The organism is Candidatus Pantoea soli (assembly GCF_007833795.1).
Lineage (GTDB): Bacteria > Pseudomonadota > Gammaproteobacteria > Enterobacterales > Enterobacteriaceae > Pantoea > Pantoea soli.
In genome coordinates, this window is the sequence record NZ_CP032702.1 from 2,608,340 (window position 1) to 2,622,163 (window position 13,824).

Sequence of the window (13,824 nt, forward strand, 5' to 3'; positions counted from 1 at the left end):
ACGCCGCTCGCCTGCAGGCATTACAGAATGCGGCCCAGCGCCTGACGCAGATGCGCCCCGGCACCCAGCAGGCCCGGCTGATCGTGGGTGATCATGTAAACCGGAATATCCACCAGATAGTCGCGGAAGCGGCCTTTGTCTTCAAAAGCGGCGCGGAAGCCGGAGGCTTTAAAGAACTCCAGGAAACGCGGCACAATGCCACCCGCAATATACACGCCGCCAAAGGTGCCGAGATTCAGCGCCAGGTTGCCGCCAAAGCGGCCCATGATGACGCAAAACAGCGTCAGCGCCCGGCGGCAGTCAATGCAGGTGTCCTGCAGCGCGCGTTCGGTGACATCTTTGGGCTTGAGGTTGGCAGGCTCGCGGTTGTCAGATTTCACAATCGCCCGGTAAAGGTTCACCAGGCCGGAACCTGACAGCACGCGCTCGGCTGACACGTGACCGAGTTCAGCACGCAGCACTTCCAGAATCGCGTCTTCCTCTTCGCTGTTCGGCGCAAAATCAACGTGACCGCCCTCACCCGGCAGGCTGACCCAGCGCTGCGCCACATGCACCAGATGGCTGACACCGAGTCCGGTGCCGGCACCGTAAATGGCAATCGGTTTGTCTTTCACCGGCGCTTTGCCGCCGAACTGAATCACATCGGTTTCCGACAGCATCGGGATCGCCATCGAAACGGCGGTGAAATCATTGATGATTTCCAGCGTCTCAAAATTAAGGCTGGCTTTCATCTGGCGGGTGGAGAACGCCCAGTCATGGTTTGTCATCTCAACCCAGTCGCCGGTGATTGGGCAGGCGATGGCGATGCAGCCGTGGATAACATCCTGTTTTTGTTCGTCCAGATAGTGACGAATCACCGCTTCCAGATTGTCGTAGTCTGATGTGGAGAATGTTTTGGCCTGGGAGATGGTGCCGGTTTCCACCTCACACAGAGCGAGGCGAGCGTTCGTCCCGCCCACATCGCCGACCAGGGCGTATTTTGTCATTCTTCTGCTGCTCCGCTTGGGTCATATACAATTGCAGGACACTATAAAAGCCTGCCAATAAAACAACAACGCCCACCAGCACGATGAGCGTTGTTCATTCAGTGCGACGCACAGCCTGGCGATTGTGCGCCCGGCTGTATAGAGGCAACTATCCTAAACTGCGCGGCTGTTGCGCTGATGCAGCGCCGCCGTCACCTTACGCAGCAGCGGCGGCAGATCCTGTTTATCCATCACTACCTCTACCAGCGACAGACAGCGCTGCGCGCTGAGCCGCGCCAGCACCGCCTCCAGCTGCGCCGTTTCACTGATGCGCCAGCTTTGTGCCCTGCTGTGCAGGCTCATCGCCTGCGGCAGCGCGGTCCAGTTCCACTGCGCAATATCATTGTAGCGCTGCTCAGCGCCATGGATGGCACGCTCTACCGTGTAGCCTTCATTATTCAGCAAAAAGATGAGCGGCTGCAGGCCGTCACGCTGGATGGAACCCAGCTCCTGAATCGTCAGCTGCGCTGAGCCGTCGCCAATAATCAGAATTACCCGCCGTTCAGGGCAGGCGGTCTGCACGCCGAAAGTCGCGGGCAGAGTATAGCCAATCGACCCCCACAGCGGCTGCACGATCAGCTCTGCACCCTGCGGTAAACGCAGCGCCGCGGCACCAAATGCCGCCGTTCCCTGATCGGCAAGAATGATATCACCTGGCTGCAGAAAGCGCTGCATTGCCTGCCAGAATGCCTGCTGACTGATTACCGCAGCAGCAGCCGGTGCGGTAGCTTCCTCCGCACTGGCCTGCGCCAGCGCAAAATGCGCGCAGTGCTGCTGATAAACCGGCAGCAGCGCAGCCAGCGCCTGCGCCATGCTGAGCGGAGCAAAGGTCTCTCCGGCGACCGTGGCCTGAAACGGCTGCAGGTCAATCAGCCGCTCTGCCGGTAATTGCTGGGTGAACCCCGCTGTCAGGGTATCGGTAAAACGCACCCCGACGCACAGCGTGACCTCGGTTTCTTCAATCGCCGCGCGTACCTGCGGCGTACTGCCTTCACCGGCATAAGTACCGACGTATCCCGGCTGCTGTTCATTCAGTACCCCTTTGCCCATCAGCAGCGTGGCGGCTGGAATGGCGCGCTGTTCGCGCAGCTCAGCCAGCTGAGCCTGCAGCTGCCAGCGTCCGGCGAGAAAATCCGCCAGCAGCGAGACGCGCTGAGCCGGTGCCAGTAACCGCCCGGCCGCGGCGGCAAAGGCGTCGGCCACCGCAGAGTGCTGCGGTGCCGGTGCCGGTGCCGCCGGCAGGCTGACGGGCAGCGCAATCTCTGCCGCGGCCACATCCACGGCCAGCAGCAGATAGCCGGGACGGTGCTGATACAGCGCTTCATCCATGACGCGATCAATCTCTGCCACCGCATTGTCTGCGGTCAGCACGGCCGCAGCAGCGCTGACCTCCTGCGCCATACGCAGAAAATGACGAAAATCGCCGTCGCCCAGCGAGTGGTGCACGCAATCGCCCTGCCGCTGCGCCGTGCTGGCGGGCGCGCCCACAATGTGGATCACCGGCACGTATTCCGCATAGCTGCCAGCGATGCCGTTAATGGCGCTAAGCTCACCGACGCCGAAAGTAGTCAGCAGCGCGGCTGCACCGCGGCAGCGGCCATAGCCATCGGCGGCGTAAGCCGCGTTAAGCTCATTGGCACAGCCAACCCAGGCGATCTCCGGATGGGCAATCACACTGTCGAGAAACTGCAGGTTGTAATCACCCGGTACGCCAAACAGATGCCGGATACCTGCCTGATGCAGACGCTGCAGTAAATAGTCGCCAACGGTATGGGTTTTCATGAAGCACTCCTGCGCAAAGGGTTAACAGGAGTATTGGCGAAGTGGCTGAGCTGGCGAGAATTTCGCCATCATTGTACTGTCATTGTTGGCAACCAATCGTTACGACGACAGATAATTCTGCAGGATGCGATCGCTGGCGCGTTTCAACGCAGTGTAAGCGTATACACTGCGCGCCGACACCTTCCCTTTCTCTGAACAGGAACGTTGCATGACCTCTTTTCCTCATCCTGAGCGTTATCAGCAGATGCACTACCGTCGCAGTGGCCGCAGCGGCCTGAAACTGCCGGCCGTTTCGCTGGGCCTGTGGCACAACTTTGGTGACAGCACGCGCGTCGATACCAGCCGGGCGCTGTTGCGCCACGCGTTTGATCGCGGCATTACCCATTTTGATTTGGCCAATAATTACGGGCCACCGCCGGGTGCCGCGGAGAGCCATTTTGGCCGTATCCTGCGCGAGGATTTTCACGGACTGCGCGATGAGCTGCTGATTTCCACCAAAGCGGGCTACACCATGTGGGAAGGCCCTTACGGTGACTGGGGCTCACGCAAATATCTGATTGCCAGTCTCGATCAGAGCCTGAAACGCATGGGGCTGGAGTATGTGGACATTTTCTATCATCACCGACCGGACCCGGAAACGCCGCTGGAAGAGACAATGCGGGCGCTGGATCAGGTGGTGCGTCAGGGCAAAGCGCTGTATGCAGCGATCTCTAACTATCCGGCAGACCAGGCGGCGCAGGCAATCGCGATTCTGCGCGATCTCGGCACGCCGTGCCTGATCCACCAGCCGCGCTATTCGCTGTTTGAGCGCACGCCGGAGCACGGCCTGCTGGATGTACTGGGCGATCAGGGCGTGGGATGTATTGCTTTTTCACCGCTGGCGGGCGGCGTCTTAACAGACCGCTATCTGCAGGGCATTCCGGAAGATTCACGCGCAGCCAGCGGCAGTAAATTCCTCAATGAGAGCCAGCTGACGCAGGCGAAAATGGCGAAGGTGCAGCAGTTACAGGCAATTGCGCAGCAGCGCGGTCAGAAGCTGGCGCAGATGGCGCTCAGCTGGGTGCTGCGCGATGCGCGCGTCACGTCAGTGCTGATTGGTGCCAGCAAAACGGCGCAGATTGACGACGCCGTGGCCATGCTGAGCCAGCCCGCGCTGACAACAAACGAACTCAGCGCCATTGACGCTGTTCTGGTGTAACCGCTTTCCTGCCCGGCACCGGCCGGGCAGATAATTCAGCACAAAACGCTGCGTGCAGGCCGGGCGCGTTTTTTTCAGAAAAAGTCTCAAGGCACAGCTGGTCCGATGTGGCACACTGACGCCCAGGGTAGCCTCGATGCTGCCACAAGGAGAACTGATGAAACGTGCTATTTTGTTTGCCGCAGTGCTGGCAACCTTGTCCCCGTTAACTTTACACACAGCTCAGGCCAACAGCGCCCCCCTCGATCTTGCACCCGGCATCTCTCTGCATCTCGGCGATCGCGATCGCCGCGGTTACTACTGGGATGGCGGTCGCTGGCGTGAACCGCGCTGGTGGCATGACCGCTATGAGTACAACGACCGTCGCTGGTGGCGTCATGAAGAGTGGAAGCGCCACCGCGCTTACGAGCGTGAACGTGAACGCCGCTGGCATGAACGCGAACGCCGTGAACACTGGCGGCACGGCCCCGGCCATGACCATCACGACCATCATCACCATTAAAAAAATCCCGGTGCCTCTGCAGCACCGGGATTTTTTTCTGCCCGCCTGATTTACCAGCCCAGCGCTTCCCCCACCAGCAGGTAGAGATTCAGCGCCACCACCAGCACCACAATCAGGCGTCCGGCGTTTTGCATCAGCCGCGAGTTCACCAGTTCTGCGCCCATAATGTCGCGGTTGCCGGTAAACGACAGCAGCGGAATCAGCGCCAGCGCGATGCCGAAGCTCAGCAGCACCTGGCTCATCACCAGAATGCGCGTCGGGTCCCAGCCGGCCATAATGACGATAAACGACGGCAGCATGGTAATGACCCGGCGCAGCCAGAGTGGAATATGAAAGCGGATAAAGCCCTGCATCACCACCTGTCCGGCCAGCGTGCCCACCACGGTTGAGGAGAGCCCTGCCGCGACCAGGCTTAAGCCAAAGACCACGGCCGCCGCCTGACCGAGCAGCGGCTGCAGCGTCAGATACGCCTGATCGAGATCGACAATACTGGTATGGCCGCTGAAGTGAAACGCCGCTGCGGCAGTGGCCATCATCGCCAGGTTAACAAAGCCGGCGATGGTCATGGCGATGGCCACATCCAGTTTGGTGGATGAATAGCGTTCGGCTTTGCTGCCGCGATTACCGTGCTGCGTCAGCGCGGAGTGCAGGTAAATCACATGCGGCATGATGGTGGCACCCAGCACGCCTGCCGCCAGGAATACCGCGTCTGAGGTGGGCAGCGAAGGCAGCGCCATGCCAACCACCAACTCACTGACTTTCGGCTGCGAGAAAAACAGCTCCACAATATATGCCGCCGCCACAAACAGCAGCAGGCCGCCGATGACCAGCTCCAGCGGCTTTTGTCCGCGACTCTGCAGCATCAGAATCAGGAAGGTGGCAATACCGGTCAGCACCGCGCCCTGCAGCAGCGAAATCCCCAGCAGCAGTTTAAACCCGAGCGCCGCGCCGATGAACTCCGCGAGATCGGTCGCCATCGCGATAATCTCCGCCTGAACCCAGTAAAACCACACCGCCGGGCGCGGAAAGCGATCGCGAATATGTTCCGCCAGGTTTTTACCGGTGGCGATGCCCAGTTTGGCAGACATCAGCTGGATCAGCATTGCCATGACGTTTGCCCACACCACGACCCACAGCAGCTTATAGCCGTAAGCCGCGCCAGCCTGAATATTGGTCGCGAAGTTACCGGGATCGATATAGCCGATGGCGGCGATGAAGGCCGGCCCCAGCAGCGCAAGCTTGATCTTTCTGGCTCCGCGAGCAGCGCGCTCTGCGGTGCGGCTTTCTGACATAGTGTTTGTCCTGTCCTGACGCTTGTATGACCTTTGCAGCTTAGCGGTCATTCCAGGCAAGTGATATCTGGTTATGTTTATTGCAGTAATAGATACTGCTATAAAGTATAGCCTTTGCTATACACCAGCGTAAATATAGCGCTTGCTAAAAAATGTGCAACCGCCTCACTCTACTCCCGGCTCAAATTATAGACAATCGCTTTATGGATATTTGTTGTGAAGCATTTGTGAACAGGTTGTGAGGGCTGAGACTATTCTGAGAAAAAAGGCGATACTGAATACTTATATTGCGGGTTTGATCTCGTTTTTACGTAACGCGTTACATAGAATACGCAGCAAAATACAACCCTCCTCAAATTTGGAGCCGATATGTCCCATATTTTGCACTTCCTGTTGGCGTTGGTGGTGGTAGCCGTGCTGGCGTTACTGGTCAGTCACGATCGTAAAAGCATCCGGGTTCGCTACATCGTTCAGCTGTTGATCATTGAAGTCCTGCTGGCGTGGTTCTTCCTTAACTCTGAAGCGGGCCTCGGCTTCGTAAAAGGGTTTGCCGGCCTGTTCGACCACCTGCTGAAGTATGCCGGGGAAGGCACGAACTTTGTGTTCGGTAACATGAATGAAAAAGGCCTCGCCTTCTTCTTCCTGAATGTTTTATGCCCCATCGTCTTCATTTCTGCCCTGATCGGTATTTTGCAGCATTTCCGCATTCTGCCGTGGGTGATTCGCGGCATCGGGACAGTGCTGTCAAAAGTGAATGGCATGGGCAAGCTGGAATCCTTTAACGCCGTCAGCTCTCTGATTCTGGGACAGTCAGAAAACTTTATCGCCTATAAGGATATTCTCGGCAAAATGTCGCAGCGCCGCATGTACACCATGGCGGCAACCGCGATGTCGACGGTTTCGATGTCGATTGTTGGTGCCTATATGACCATGCTGCAGCCTAAATATGTGGTGGCTGCGCTGGTGCTTAACATGTTCAGCACCTTTATCGTGCTGTCGCTGATTAACCCCTACCGCGTCGACAGCGAAGAAGATCTGCAGCTGCAGGACCTGCATAAAGGACAGAGCTTCTTTGAGATGCTGGGTGAATACATCCTGGCGGGCTTCAAGGTCGCTATCATTGTTGCCGCCATGCTGATTGGTTTTATCGCCCTGATTTCCGGCCTGAACGCGCTGTTTGATTTCATCTTCGGCATCAGCTTCCAGGGCGTGCTGGGCTATGTCTTCTATCCGTTTGCCTGGGTGATGGGCGTGCCTTCGGCGGAAGCGCTGCAGGTTGGCAGTATTATGGCAACCAAACTGGTGTCGAATGAGTTTGTCGCCATGATGGATTTGCAGAAGATCGCCGGTCAGCTCTCGCCGCATGCGGAAGGGATCCTTTCGGTGTTCCTGGTGTCATTCGCTAACTTCTCCTCCATCGGCATTGTGGCGGGCGCCATTAAAGGCCTGCACGAAGAGCAGGGCAACGTGGTGTCCCGCTTTGGTCTGAAGCTGCTGTACGGCTCTACGCTGGTGAGCGTGCTGTCTGCAGCGATCGCCGGTCTGGTACTGGCATTCTGATGTGCCGGGCAGGCTGCGGCCTGCCCTTCTCTGCTACGCGGTGTCTGTTCCGTCGCGCCGCGCTTTTGCACTGATTCTGCTGATACGGCAAACCCGCCCTGCTGCCCGCTGTTCCTTCCGGTAAGCATTCGATCAATTTCAGCCGTAAGTCCATCTGGGCACTCAGGTGCGGAATACGCGTATCAACGACACCGTCGATGACCTGCTCCCCGGTGATTAACACACCGCGATATTAGGTCTGACTTATGTGAATGATTTCACGAAGGCGTGTCTGACTATCACCGTTGCTTTCGGTATTTCAGGCGTTCAGGTCACGCGTATTCTGGACAGCATCGCGCTCTTTCGAGGCTATCCGGCAACAAAAAGAACTGATCAGGGCCCGGAGTTTACCTGCCGCGCACTCGATCAATGGGCCTTTGCGCATGGTGTGGAGTTGCGACTTATTCAGCCAGGTAAGCCAACGCAGAACGGATTTGTTGAGCGTTTCAACGGTCGCTTTCGGGATGAATGCCTGAATGAACACGGGTTCAGCAATATTCTTCATGCCCGGAAAATCATTAATGACTGGCGGCAGGACTATAACGAGTCCAGACCTCATTCATCACTGAAATGCCAGACGCCGGCTGAATTTGCAGCAAGCTGGAGAAATGGAAATTAGAAGGTAAACAAACCGACATGACTAACTGAGCGTTGTATCTAATACTGGGGGCAGGTCACTTCTCAATAAATCCATATGTGATATCTTCAAACTTGACTGCAAATCTTTTCATTTATTCCACAGAGATATTTAAGATAAATAATTACAATTTTTTACTCGTACAACCACTTCCCCGCCTTTGCTGAATCAGCAAACAATTTTACTGTTAGAGGTTTTTTAGTCTGGATAATGGGTTTATTAGTAAACCACTTTCTAAAAAACCACGGGGTTTTCCACGGGAAATAGCAATCAATATCCATCCTGGATAAATCGATATCAAACTTTTCCCCGAATTTCTCTATAGATATGAGTAAATCCTCTTGCTCAGTGTAATCTTGCAAAACATCATCAAAACCCACTGCATTATCCTTTGTTGGGAGCCAACCTAAAATAGGTAGTTCATCCTGAAAAAAAGTGAGCACTTCATTATCTGTCACCATACCTTGTCATCAACCCGAGCAATACGATTGTAAGTCACTACGGTTTTATATGTGATTTGAGAAAAATCATTAGCCAGTAGCACCCAACCTGTAACAGGGACAGTTCTGCCTACGAAAGCCCTAAATTGTTAACGTACATCGGCTTTAAAATTTTAATATGAATCGCCACGGATAATCCAGACACTTCTGAGCCGTTGATAATATAGTTTTTCATATTCAGCCGGTGGCATCCGCTTGAAAATACATGCTTTTGGCAGGGCCATTTTCACGTCTGCCTGGCCAGTTTAAATATAAAGAACGAACTTCATTTTTAGTTTCTTTAACACGGAGACTCATAATTATTCCCCACTGTAAACTTGTTAAATATGATATTTCGGCTGTCCGCATTCATTTCTTAGCGTTTATCTTCTTCTCAATCACCCTAACAATAATTTGATACCCAAGGATGGTTATTACAGTGCAAATCATTAACAACCCAATTCCTACAAAACCTTCAATGTCACGCTGACCAAACATTTTAGCCACTGCAATCCAGAATTGTTGCTGTCCTGGCGTTGATGGGTCTGAGGGCCTGGCTATCAAGAATGTAATAACAAAAATAGTCACACCGATCAGGATTCTAAACCCCGTTGGGACACGTTTTGCTTCCATTTAAAACCACCTCGATTGTTCCAAACGACATCAGCCCATTGCGTAATTTCACTTGCGGTGTAGAGAGCAATGCTTGCCGTATAGCTGTAAAGTCCGTTCTGTGCTGAAGGGTGATGCAACCTAAAGAAATGCCAAGAGGGCCGCGAGGGTGAAGGCGAAAATTACCCCTTTCTACGTTATCTATCCAGGTATGATCGTCTATCTTTCCATCGTCACGATAGAGTGCAAACCATTCGTACTTGATAACGGGCGTTGAAGTGGGCCATGAGTAGAAATCGTGTAAGTCAGTTCTGACAACACCTTTCCATCCACCAGTAGGGCGTTTAACGTTGTGATATAGCCCGTCAGGTATTGGCCCATTATCGGGAACTGCTATACATCCTGCACGATTACGGTATTCACCATTGCCAGAGAACGCCATAAACGTCCCTATTCCATACATGAGCAGTGGTGAGTAGTCTGCATCATTAACAGTAAATTTTCCTTTTAATGCCACGTCTGGCTCCTTCTACTTTAGCTAGCCTAAAGATAAGATGGATTTATCATAAAGCCTCATTACCAAAAGACAATAGATGCCAATAAGCCCCGTTGGTGGTAAGACAACAAGCGGAGCGTAGCGATTTTCTCATCTGTCAGAGTGATTACACCTTATCAGGATTACCGTGTACCCCTGCGGGAGCGTGGCTGAGACGCTGGCAGAGCCGGATCTGTAGCTACCGGAGCATTACCACCATAAACCTGTTTAGGGGCCGTGTAAGACCGCACATCGGGCTTAAATGCGTGTGATTATACTGTTTTGTAAGAAGTGTTTTGAGACGGAGGTGCGTCATTAGCTTTCGCGTTGGGAACCGCTATTTGTTCGAGCTACTTAACTACAGACCACAGGAATGCCAGACTCTCAAATCGCCCACTAACAAATCTGCGGCAATTAATGAGTAAAGTGACTTTTTACGGAAATTTCCTTTCTCGGAATGAGAAGGGAATAAAGATTTGGTGGAGATAAGCGGGATCGAACCGCTGACCTCTTGCATGCCATGCAAGCGCTCTCCCAGCTGAGCTATACCCCCACGTCTGGAAATCGTTTTTTCAGTTCAAACCGTTGGGTGCGGTTTGGTGGAGCTAAGCGGGATCGAACCGCTGACCTCTTGCATGCCATGCAAGCGCTCTCCCAGCTGAGCTATAGCCCCGTACCGAAAAAACCGCCGGGTTAACCCGACGGACGGCATAATATGAGACCGCTGTTTGAGTGTCAACGGCAAATTCCTGTTCTGTGTTCGATCGCTGAAAAAGGCGGCAACCCTGTGTCGCAATGGCTTTTTTTTCACCGTTTCCGGCGTGGGCTACCTGCGTATCACTCAACCTCTTCTCAACCAGGCGCGGAAACGGGTTAAATTCAGGTTAAAGATGTTAGCGCCAGGCTTGTTTTCGTTAAAGGTGCGTGTAAAACTTAGCGCGCTAATTAACCGGTTACCTCTCCAGGGTCACACATTGTTAACCGGTCAGCACTTCCCCCTTGTTTAATAAAAGAAAAGTGAATTATGTCGCTGCATACACCTAAAGAGATCGCCCAGCTGGCGATTCAGTCCGGCGTGGCCAAAAGCCGCCTGCCGGTATCCACCTTATTAATTCTTGGCTTTATGGCCGGGGCCTTTATTGCTACTGGCTTCCTGCTTGATCTGCACGTGATTAACCAGCTTCCGGCGGAATGGGGCTCGTTTTCCGCTTTCCTCGGTGCCGCCGTGTTCCCGGTCGGCCTGATCCTGACGGTACTGGCTGGCGGAGAACTGCTGACGGGTAATATGATGACGTTACCTATCGCCTGGTTTGCGCGGCGCATCAGCGGTTTTAGCGTCCTGCGAAACTGGTTTTGGGTTACCGTCGCCAATTTTATCGGCAGCGTTGCGGTAGCATGGTTCTTCGGGCACCTGCTGGGCATGACGGAAGGCGATTATCTGAAGAAAACCGTGGCCATTGCCCATGCCAAAGTGAATGCAGACTTCCTGCATGCGTTTATCTCTGGCATTGGCTGTAACTGGCTGGTGTGCCTGGCGGTGTGGCTGGCCTTCGCCAGTAAAGATATGGTCGGTAAAATTTTTGGCATGTGGTTCCCGGTCATGGCGTTTGTGGCGATTGGATTCCAGCACGTAATTGCCAATATGTTTATTGTGCCCGCCGCTATTTTTGCCGGTCAGATGAGCTGGGCAGAGTTTGCCCCTAACGCGGTGGCGGTGTTTTTAGGCAATGGTGTCGGCGGCGCGATCTTTGTCGGACTGACCTATTTCCTCGCTTTTCGTCCGGAACAGCCGGCGGTGAGCGAAGCTCAGTAGTCCAGAGATGTCTTTTATGACGCGGTAAATAGCATTTTCTGCCCGGATTACTTTTCCCCGTAACGTTTTGTTGTAATATGTAGAGCTAATGTATTTAACAGGGACAGCATCGTGAAAAAGGAATGGCTAACCCCCGAAGAGCTCGCGCTGGAAACGGGCTACAGTCGGCAGACGGTGAATAAATGGATCAAGCGTGAAAACTGGACAACCACGCCCAAGCCCGGTGTACAGGGCGGTAAGGCGCGGTTGATTCACATTGATGAGCGCGTAAAAAGCTTTATTCAGTCCACCCGCCACGCGAACGAACCGGCGGCTAATTACGGTGCTCAGCAAAATACGTTACCTGCGTTATTAATAAATTCTGTCCAGCAAATGACGACGCTTGAACAGGAACAACTGGCGGCACTGTTGTTGCGGGAAGGGATCAGGGGCGTACTGGAAAGACTGGGAATCCAGGAAGAATAAAAAAGCCGGAAGCGTGTGCTTCCGGCTTTTTTGTTGCTGAAGGCGGTGGCTGCCGCCGGACAGGCGGCAGCGGCGGCATCAGGCCTGCGCTTCGCGCTCTGCAATAAACGCCAGCGCTTTCTCAATGCGCGCCACGCTGCGGTTGCGGCCGATGGCCTCAACGGTTACATCCAGCGCCGGCGACTGCCCTGCCCCGGTGACCGCTACGCGCAGCGGCATACCGACTTTGCCCATGCCCAGCTCCAGCTCATCGGCTGCGGACTGAATCGCCTGATGGACGTGCTCTGCATTCCAGTCGCTGTCGCTAATGGCGGCCAGCTTGTCGCGCACCACTTCCAGCGGCTGACGCGCAACCGGACGCAGGTGTTTTTTCGCCGCATCCGCATCAAAAGCGTCGAACTCTTCATAGAAGTAACGGCAGGAACTGGCAATCTCCACCAGCGTTTTACAGCGGTCGGCCAGCAGCGTAACCAGCTTCGCCAGTTCCGGACCGGTACGGGTATCAATTTTCTGCTGCTCAATGTGCCACTGCAGCTGAGTCGCAACGTACTCTGGCGGCAGCGTCGTCATGTAATGATGGTTCAGCCACTGCAGTTTTTCCGTGTTGAAGGCGCTGGCAGATTTGCTGACCGCATCCAGGGTAAACAGCTCGGCCATTTCCGCTACGCTGAAGATCTCCTGATCGCCATGCGACCAGCCCAGACGGACCAGATAGTTGAGCAGCGCTTCCGGCAGGTAGCCGTCATCACGGTACTGCATCACCCCAACCGCACCGTGACGTTTGGAGAGCTTTTTCCCGTCATCACCGAGGATCATGGAAACGTGCGCGTAGGTTGGCACCTCTGCGCCGATCGCTTTCAGGATGTTGATCTGACGCGGCGTGTTGTTGATATGGTCTTCACCGCGAATCACGTGCGTGATCCCCATATCCCAGTCATCCACCACAACGCAGAAGTTATAGGTCGGTGAACCGTCGGTGCGGCGGATAATCAGGTCATCCAGCTCCTGGTTGCTGAACTCAATCGGGCCACGAATCTGATCGTCAAAGATGACCGAGCCTTCCTGCGGGTTGCGGAAACGCACAACGCAGGGTTCATCGGCGGCATGATGATCGTGGCTGTCACGGCAGCGGCCGTCATAACGCGGCTTCTCACCTTTTGCCATCTGCTCTTCACGCAGCGCTTCCAGCCGCTCTTTCGAGCAGTAGCATTTATATGCGGTGCCAGCTTCCAGCATTTCGTCGATCACAGCGTTATAGCGATCAAAACGTTTTGTCTGGTAGTACGGGCCTTCATCCCAGTCGAGGCTCAGCCAGTTCATGCCATCCATGATGGCTTCAATGGCTTCCGGGGTGGAACGCTCCAGATCGGTATCTTCGATACGCAGGACGAATTCGCCCTTGTTGTGACGCGCATAGAGCCAGGAGTAAAGAGCAGTACGCGCACCGCCGACGTGCAGGTAACCGGTCGGGCTGGGTGCGAAGCGGGTTTTGATTTTCATTCAGCATTGCCTTAAATGCGCAGGTTTCGTTGTCTGGATGACAAAAAAACGGGTTAACGCGAAAAAACAGTGCGCACATTCTAGCAGGTGAGGCTGATTCCTCAATCACTGTCGCGGCGACGCCACGCCGGGAAACGCCTTTTTCTGCTAATAAAACCAGCATATTGGCTAAAAGCGCTGCATGATGCCTAAATTTAAAGCGAACGCACATTTAAGTTTTAAAAAGCGTTGACTCACTTCGAAGGATCCCTATAATGCGACTCCACACAGCGGGGGTGATTAGCTCAGTTGGTAGAGCATCTCCCTTACAAGGAGGGGGTCGGCGGTTCGAGCCCGTCATCACCCACCACTCTTAAGCAAGAGCGGCCCGCAGTGAACAAGAGAT

Annotated in this window: 12 protein-coding genes, 3 tRNA genes and 2 pseudogenes; 7 read left to right on the forward strand and 10 right to left on the reverse strand. The window is 54.4% G+C overall.

All coding sequences use genetic code 11. The annotated features are described in order from the left end of the window. Positions 1–20: 20 nt before the first annotated feature. Both glk and D8B20_RS12130 read right to left on the reverse strand, forming a co-directional pair. Positions 21–986, reverse strand: coding sequence for a glucokinase (gene glk, locus D8B20_RS12125; protein WP_145889115.1), 966 nt, complete (start codon positions 984–986; stop codon positions 21–23). Positions 987–1,139: 153 nt separating this feature from the next. Beyond that, positions 1,140–2,807 carry an alpha-keto acid decarboxylase family protein gene (locus tag D8B20_RS12130; protein WP_145889116.1) on the reverse strand — a complete coding sequence of 556 codons (1,668 nt, stop codon included), beginning with the start codon at positions 2,805–2,807 and terminating at the stop codon, positions 1,140–1,142. 208 nt (positions 2,808–3,015) lie between these two features. On the opposite strand from D8B20_RS12130, the gene mgrA reads away from it, so the two are divergent. Further along, entirely contained in the window at positions 3,016–4,005 is a 990-nt protein-coding gene (gene mgrA / locus D8B20_RS12135) for an L-glyceraldehyde 3-phosphate reductase (RefSeq protein ID WP_145889117.1), read from the forward strand. Between the two features lie 157 nt (positions 4,006–4,162). Continuing rightward, positions 4,163–4,507, forward strand: coding sequence for a DUF2502 domain-containing protein (locus tag D8B20_RS12140; protein WP_145889118.1), 345 nt, complete (start codon positions 4,163–4,165; stop codon positions 4,505–4,507). A gap of 50 nt (positions 4,508–4,557) precedes the next feature. On the opposite strand, the gene D8B20_RS12145 is transcribed toward D8B20_RS12140, so the two are convergent. Beyond that, positions 4,558–5,799 (reverse strand): Nramp family divalent metal transporter, encoded by a 1,242-nt coding sequence (locus D8B20_RS12145; protein ID WP_261388025.1) that lies wholly within the window; start codon positions 5,797–5,799, stop codon positions 4,558–4,560. 369 nt (positions 5,800–6,168) lie between these two features. Here D8B20_RS12145 and D8B20_RS12150 point away from each other — a divergent pair, with 369 nt between their 5' ends. Next, the gene (locus D8B20_RS12150) at positions 6,169–7,359 is read left to right on the forward strand and encodes a NupC/NupG family nucleoside CNT transporter (RefSeq protein ID WP_145889119.1); all 1,191 of its coding nucleotides are present in this window, start codon (positions 6,169–6,171) and stop codon (positions 7,357–7,359) included. Positions 7,360–7,597: 238 nt separating this feature from the next. Then, positions 7,598–8,046, forward strand: a pseudogene (locus D8B20_RS12155) (integrase core domain-containing protein); the annotation flags it as partial. 123 nt (positions 8,047–8,169) lie between these two features. Here the strand turns inward: D8B20_RS12155 and D8B20_RS12160 are convergent. The 6 genes and pseudogenes from D8B20_RS12160 to D8B20_RS12180 form a co-directional block, all read right to left on the reverse strand. Then, positions 8,170–8,496: a DUF1493 family protein gene (locus D8B20_RS12160; RefSeq protein ID WP_145889120.1), complete on the reverse strand. Its 327-nt coding sequence runs from the start codon at positions 8,494–8,496 to the stop codon at positions 8,170–8,172. Next, positions 8,490–8,612: pseudogene (locus D8B20_RS22065) on the reverse strand (STM2901 family protein); the annotation flags it as partial. The pseudogene D8B20_RS22065 and the gene D8B20_RS12160, both read right to left, overlap by 7 nt. A 271-nt stretch (positions 8,613–8,883) precedes the next feature. Next, entirely contained in the window at positions 8,884–9,147 is a 264-nt protein-coding gene (locus D8B20_RS12165) for a hypothetical protein (protein ID WP_145889121.1), read from the reverse strand. Continuing rightward, the gene (locus D8B20_RS12170) at positions 9,116–9,643 is read right to left on the reverse strand and encodes a DUF2778 domain-containing protein (protein ID WP_145889122.1); all 528 of its coding nucleotides are present in this window, start codon (positions 9,641–9,643) and stop codon (positions 9,116–9,118) included. The genes D8B20_RS12165 and D8B20_RS12170 overlap by 32 nt, the downstream gene beginning before the upstream one ends. A gap of 495 nt (positions 9,644–10,138) precedes the next feature. Further along, positions 10,139–10,214: transfer RNA gene (locus D8B20_RS12175), tRNA-Ala, on the reverse strand. Between the two features lie 44 nt (positions 10,215–10,258). Further along, positions 10,259–10,334 (reverse strand) — tRNA-Ala (locus D8B20_RS12180). Between the two features lie 351 nt (positions 10,335–10,685). Between D8B20_RS12180 and D8B20_RS12185 the strand changes: the two genes are divergently transcribed. Then, positions 10,686–11,474: a formate/nitrite transporter family protein gene (locus tag D8B20_RS12185; protein WP_145889123.1), complete on the forward strand. Its 789-nt coding sequence runs from the start codon at positions 10,686–10,688 to the stop codon at positions 11,472–11,474. Between the two features lie 111 nt (positions 11,475–11,585). Continuing rightward, positions 11,586–11,939: a YfeC-like transcriptional regulator gene (locus D8B20_RS12190; protein ID WP_145889124.1), complete on the forward strand. Its 354-nt coding sequence runs from the start codon at positions 11,586–11,588 to the stop codon at positions 11,937–11,939. A gap of 78 nt (positions 11,940–12,017) precedes the next feature. On the opposite strand, the gene gltX is transcribed toward D8B20_RS12190, so the two are convergent. After that, positions 12,018–13,439 (reverse strand): glutamate--tRNA ligase, encoded by a 1,422-nt coding sequence (gene gltX, locus D8B20_RS12195; RefSeq protein ID WP_145889125.1) that lies wholly within the window; start codon positions 13,437–13,439, stop codon positions 12,018–12,020. A gap of 273 nt (positions 13,440–13,712) precedes the next feature. Here gltX and D8B20_RS12200 point away from each other — a divergent pair. Beyond that, positions 13,713–13,788 (forward strand) — tRNA-Val (locus D8B20_RS12200). Positions 13,789–13,824: the final 36 nt, after the last annotated feature.

Bases quoted from the DNA above. Each gene is read 5' to 3' on its own strand.
- glk (WP_145889115.1), bottom strand. From the start codon at position 986: ATGACAAAATACGCCCTGGTCGGCGATGTGGGCGGGACGAACGCTCGC.
- D8B20_RS12130 (WP_145889116.1), bottom strand. From the start codon at position 2,807: ATGAAAACCCATACCGTTGGCGACTATTTACTGCAGCGTCTGCATCAG.
- mgrA (WP_145889117.1), top strand. From the start codon at position 3,016: ATGACCTCTTTTCCTCATCCTGAGCGTTATCAGCAGATGCACTACCGT.
- D8B20_RS12140 (WP_145889118.1), top strand. From the start codon at position 4,163: ATGAAACGTGCTATTTTGTTTGCCGCAGTGCTGGCAACCTTGTCCCCG.
- D8B20_RS12145 (WP_261388025.1), bottom strand. From the start codon at position 5,799: ATGTCAGAAAGCCGCACCGCAGAGCGCGCTGCTCGCGGAGCCAGAAAG.
- D8B20_RS12150 (WP_145889119.1), top strand. From the start codon at position 6,169: ATGTCCCATATTTTGCACTTCCTGTTGGCGTTGGTGGTGGTAGCCGTG.
- D8B20_RS12160 (WP_145889120.1), bottom strand. From the start codon at position 8,496: ATGGTGACAGATAATGAAGTGCTCACTTTTTTTCAGGATGAACTACCT.
- D8B20_RS12165 (WP_145889121.1), bottom strand. From the start codon at position 9,147: ATGGAAGCAAAACGTGTCCCAACGGGGTTTAGAATCCTGATCGGTGTG.
- D8B20_RS12185 (WP_145889123.1), top strand. From the start codon at position 10,686: ATGTCGCTGCATACACCTAAAGAGATCGCCCAGCTGGCGATTCAGTCC.
- gltX (WP_145889125.1), bottom strand. From the start codon at position 13,439: ATGAAAATCAAAACCCGCTTCGCACCCAGCCCGACCGGTTACCTGCAC.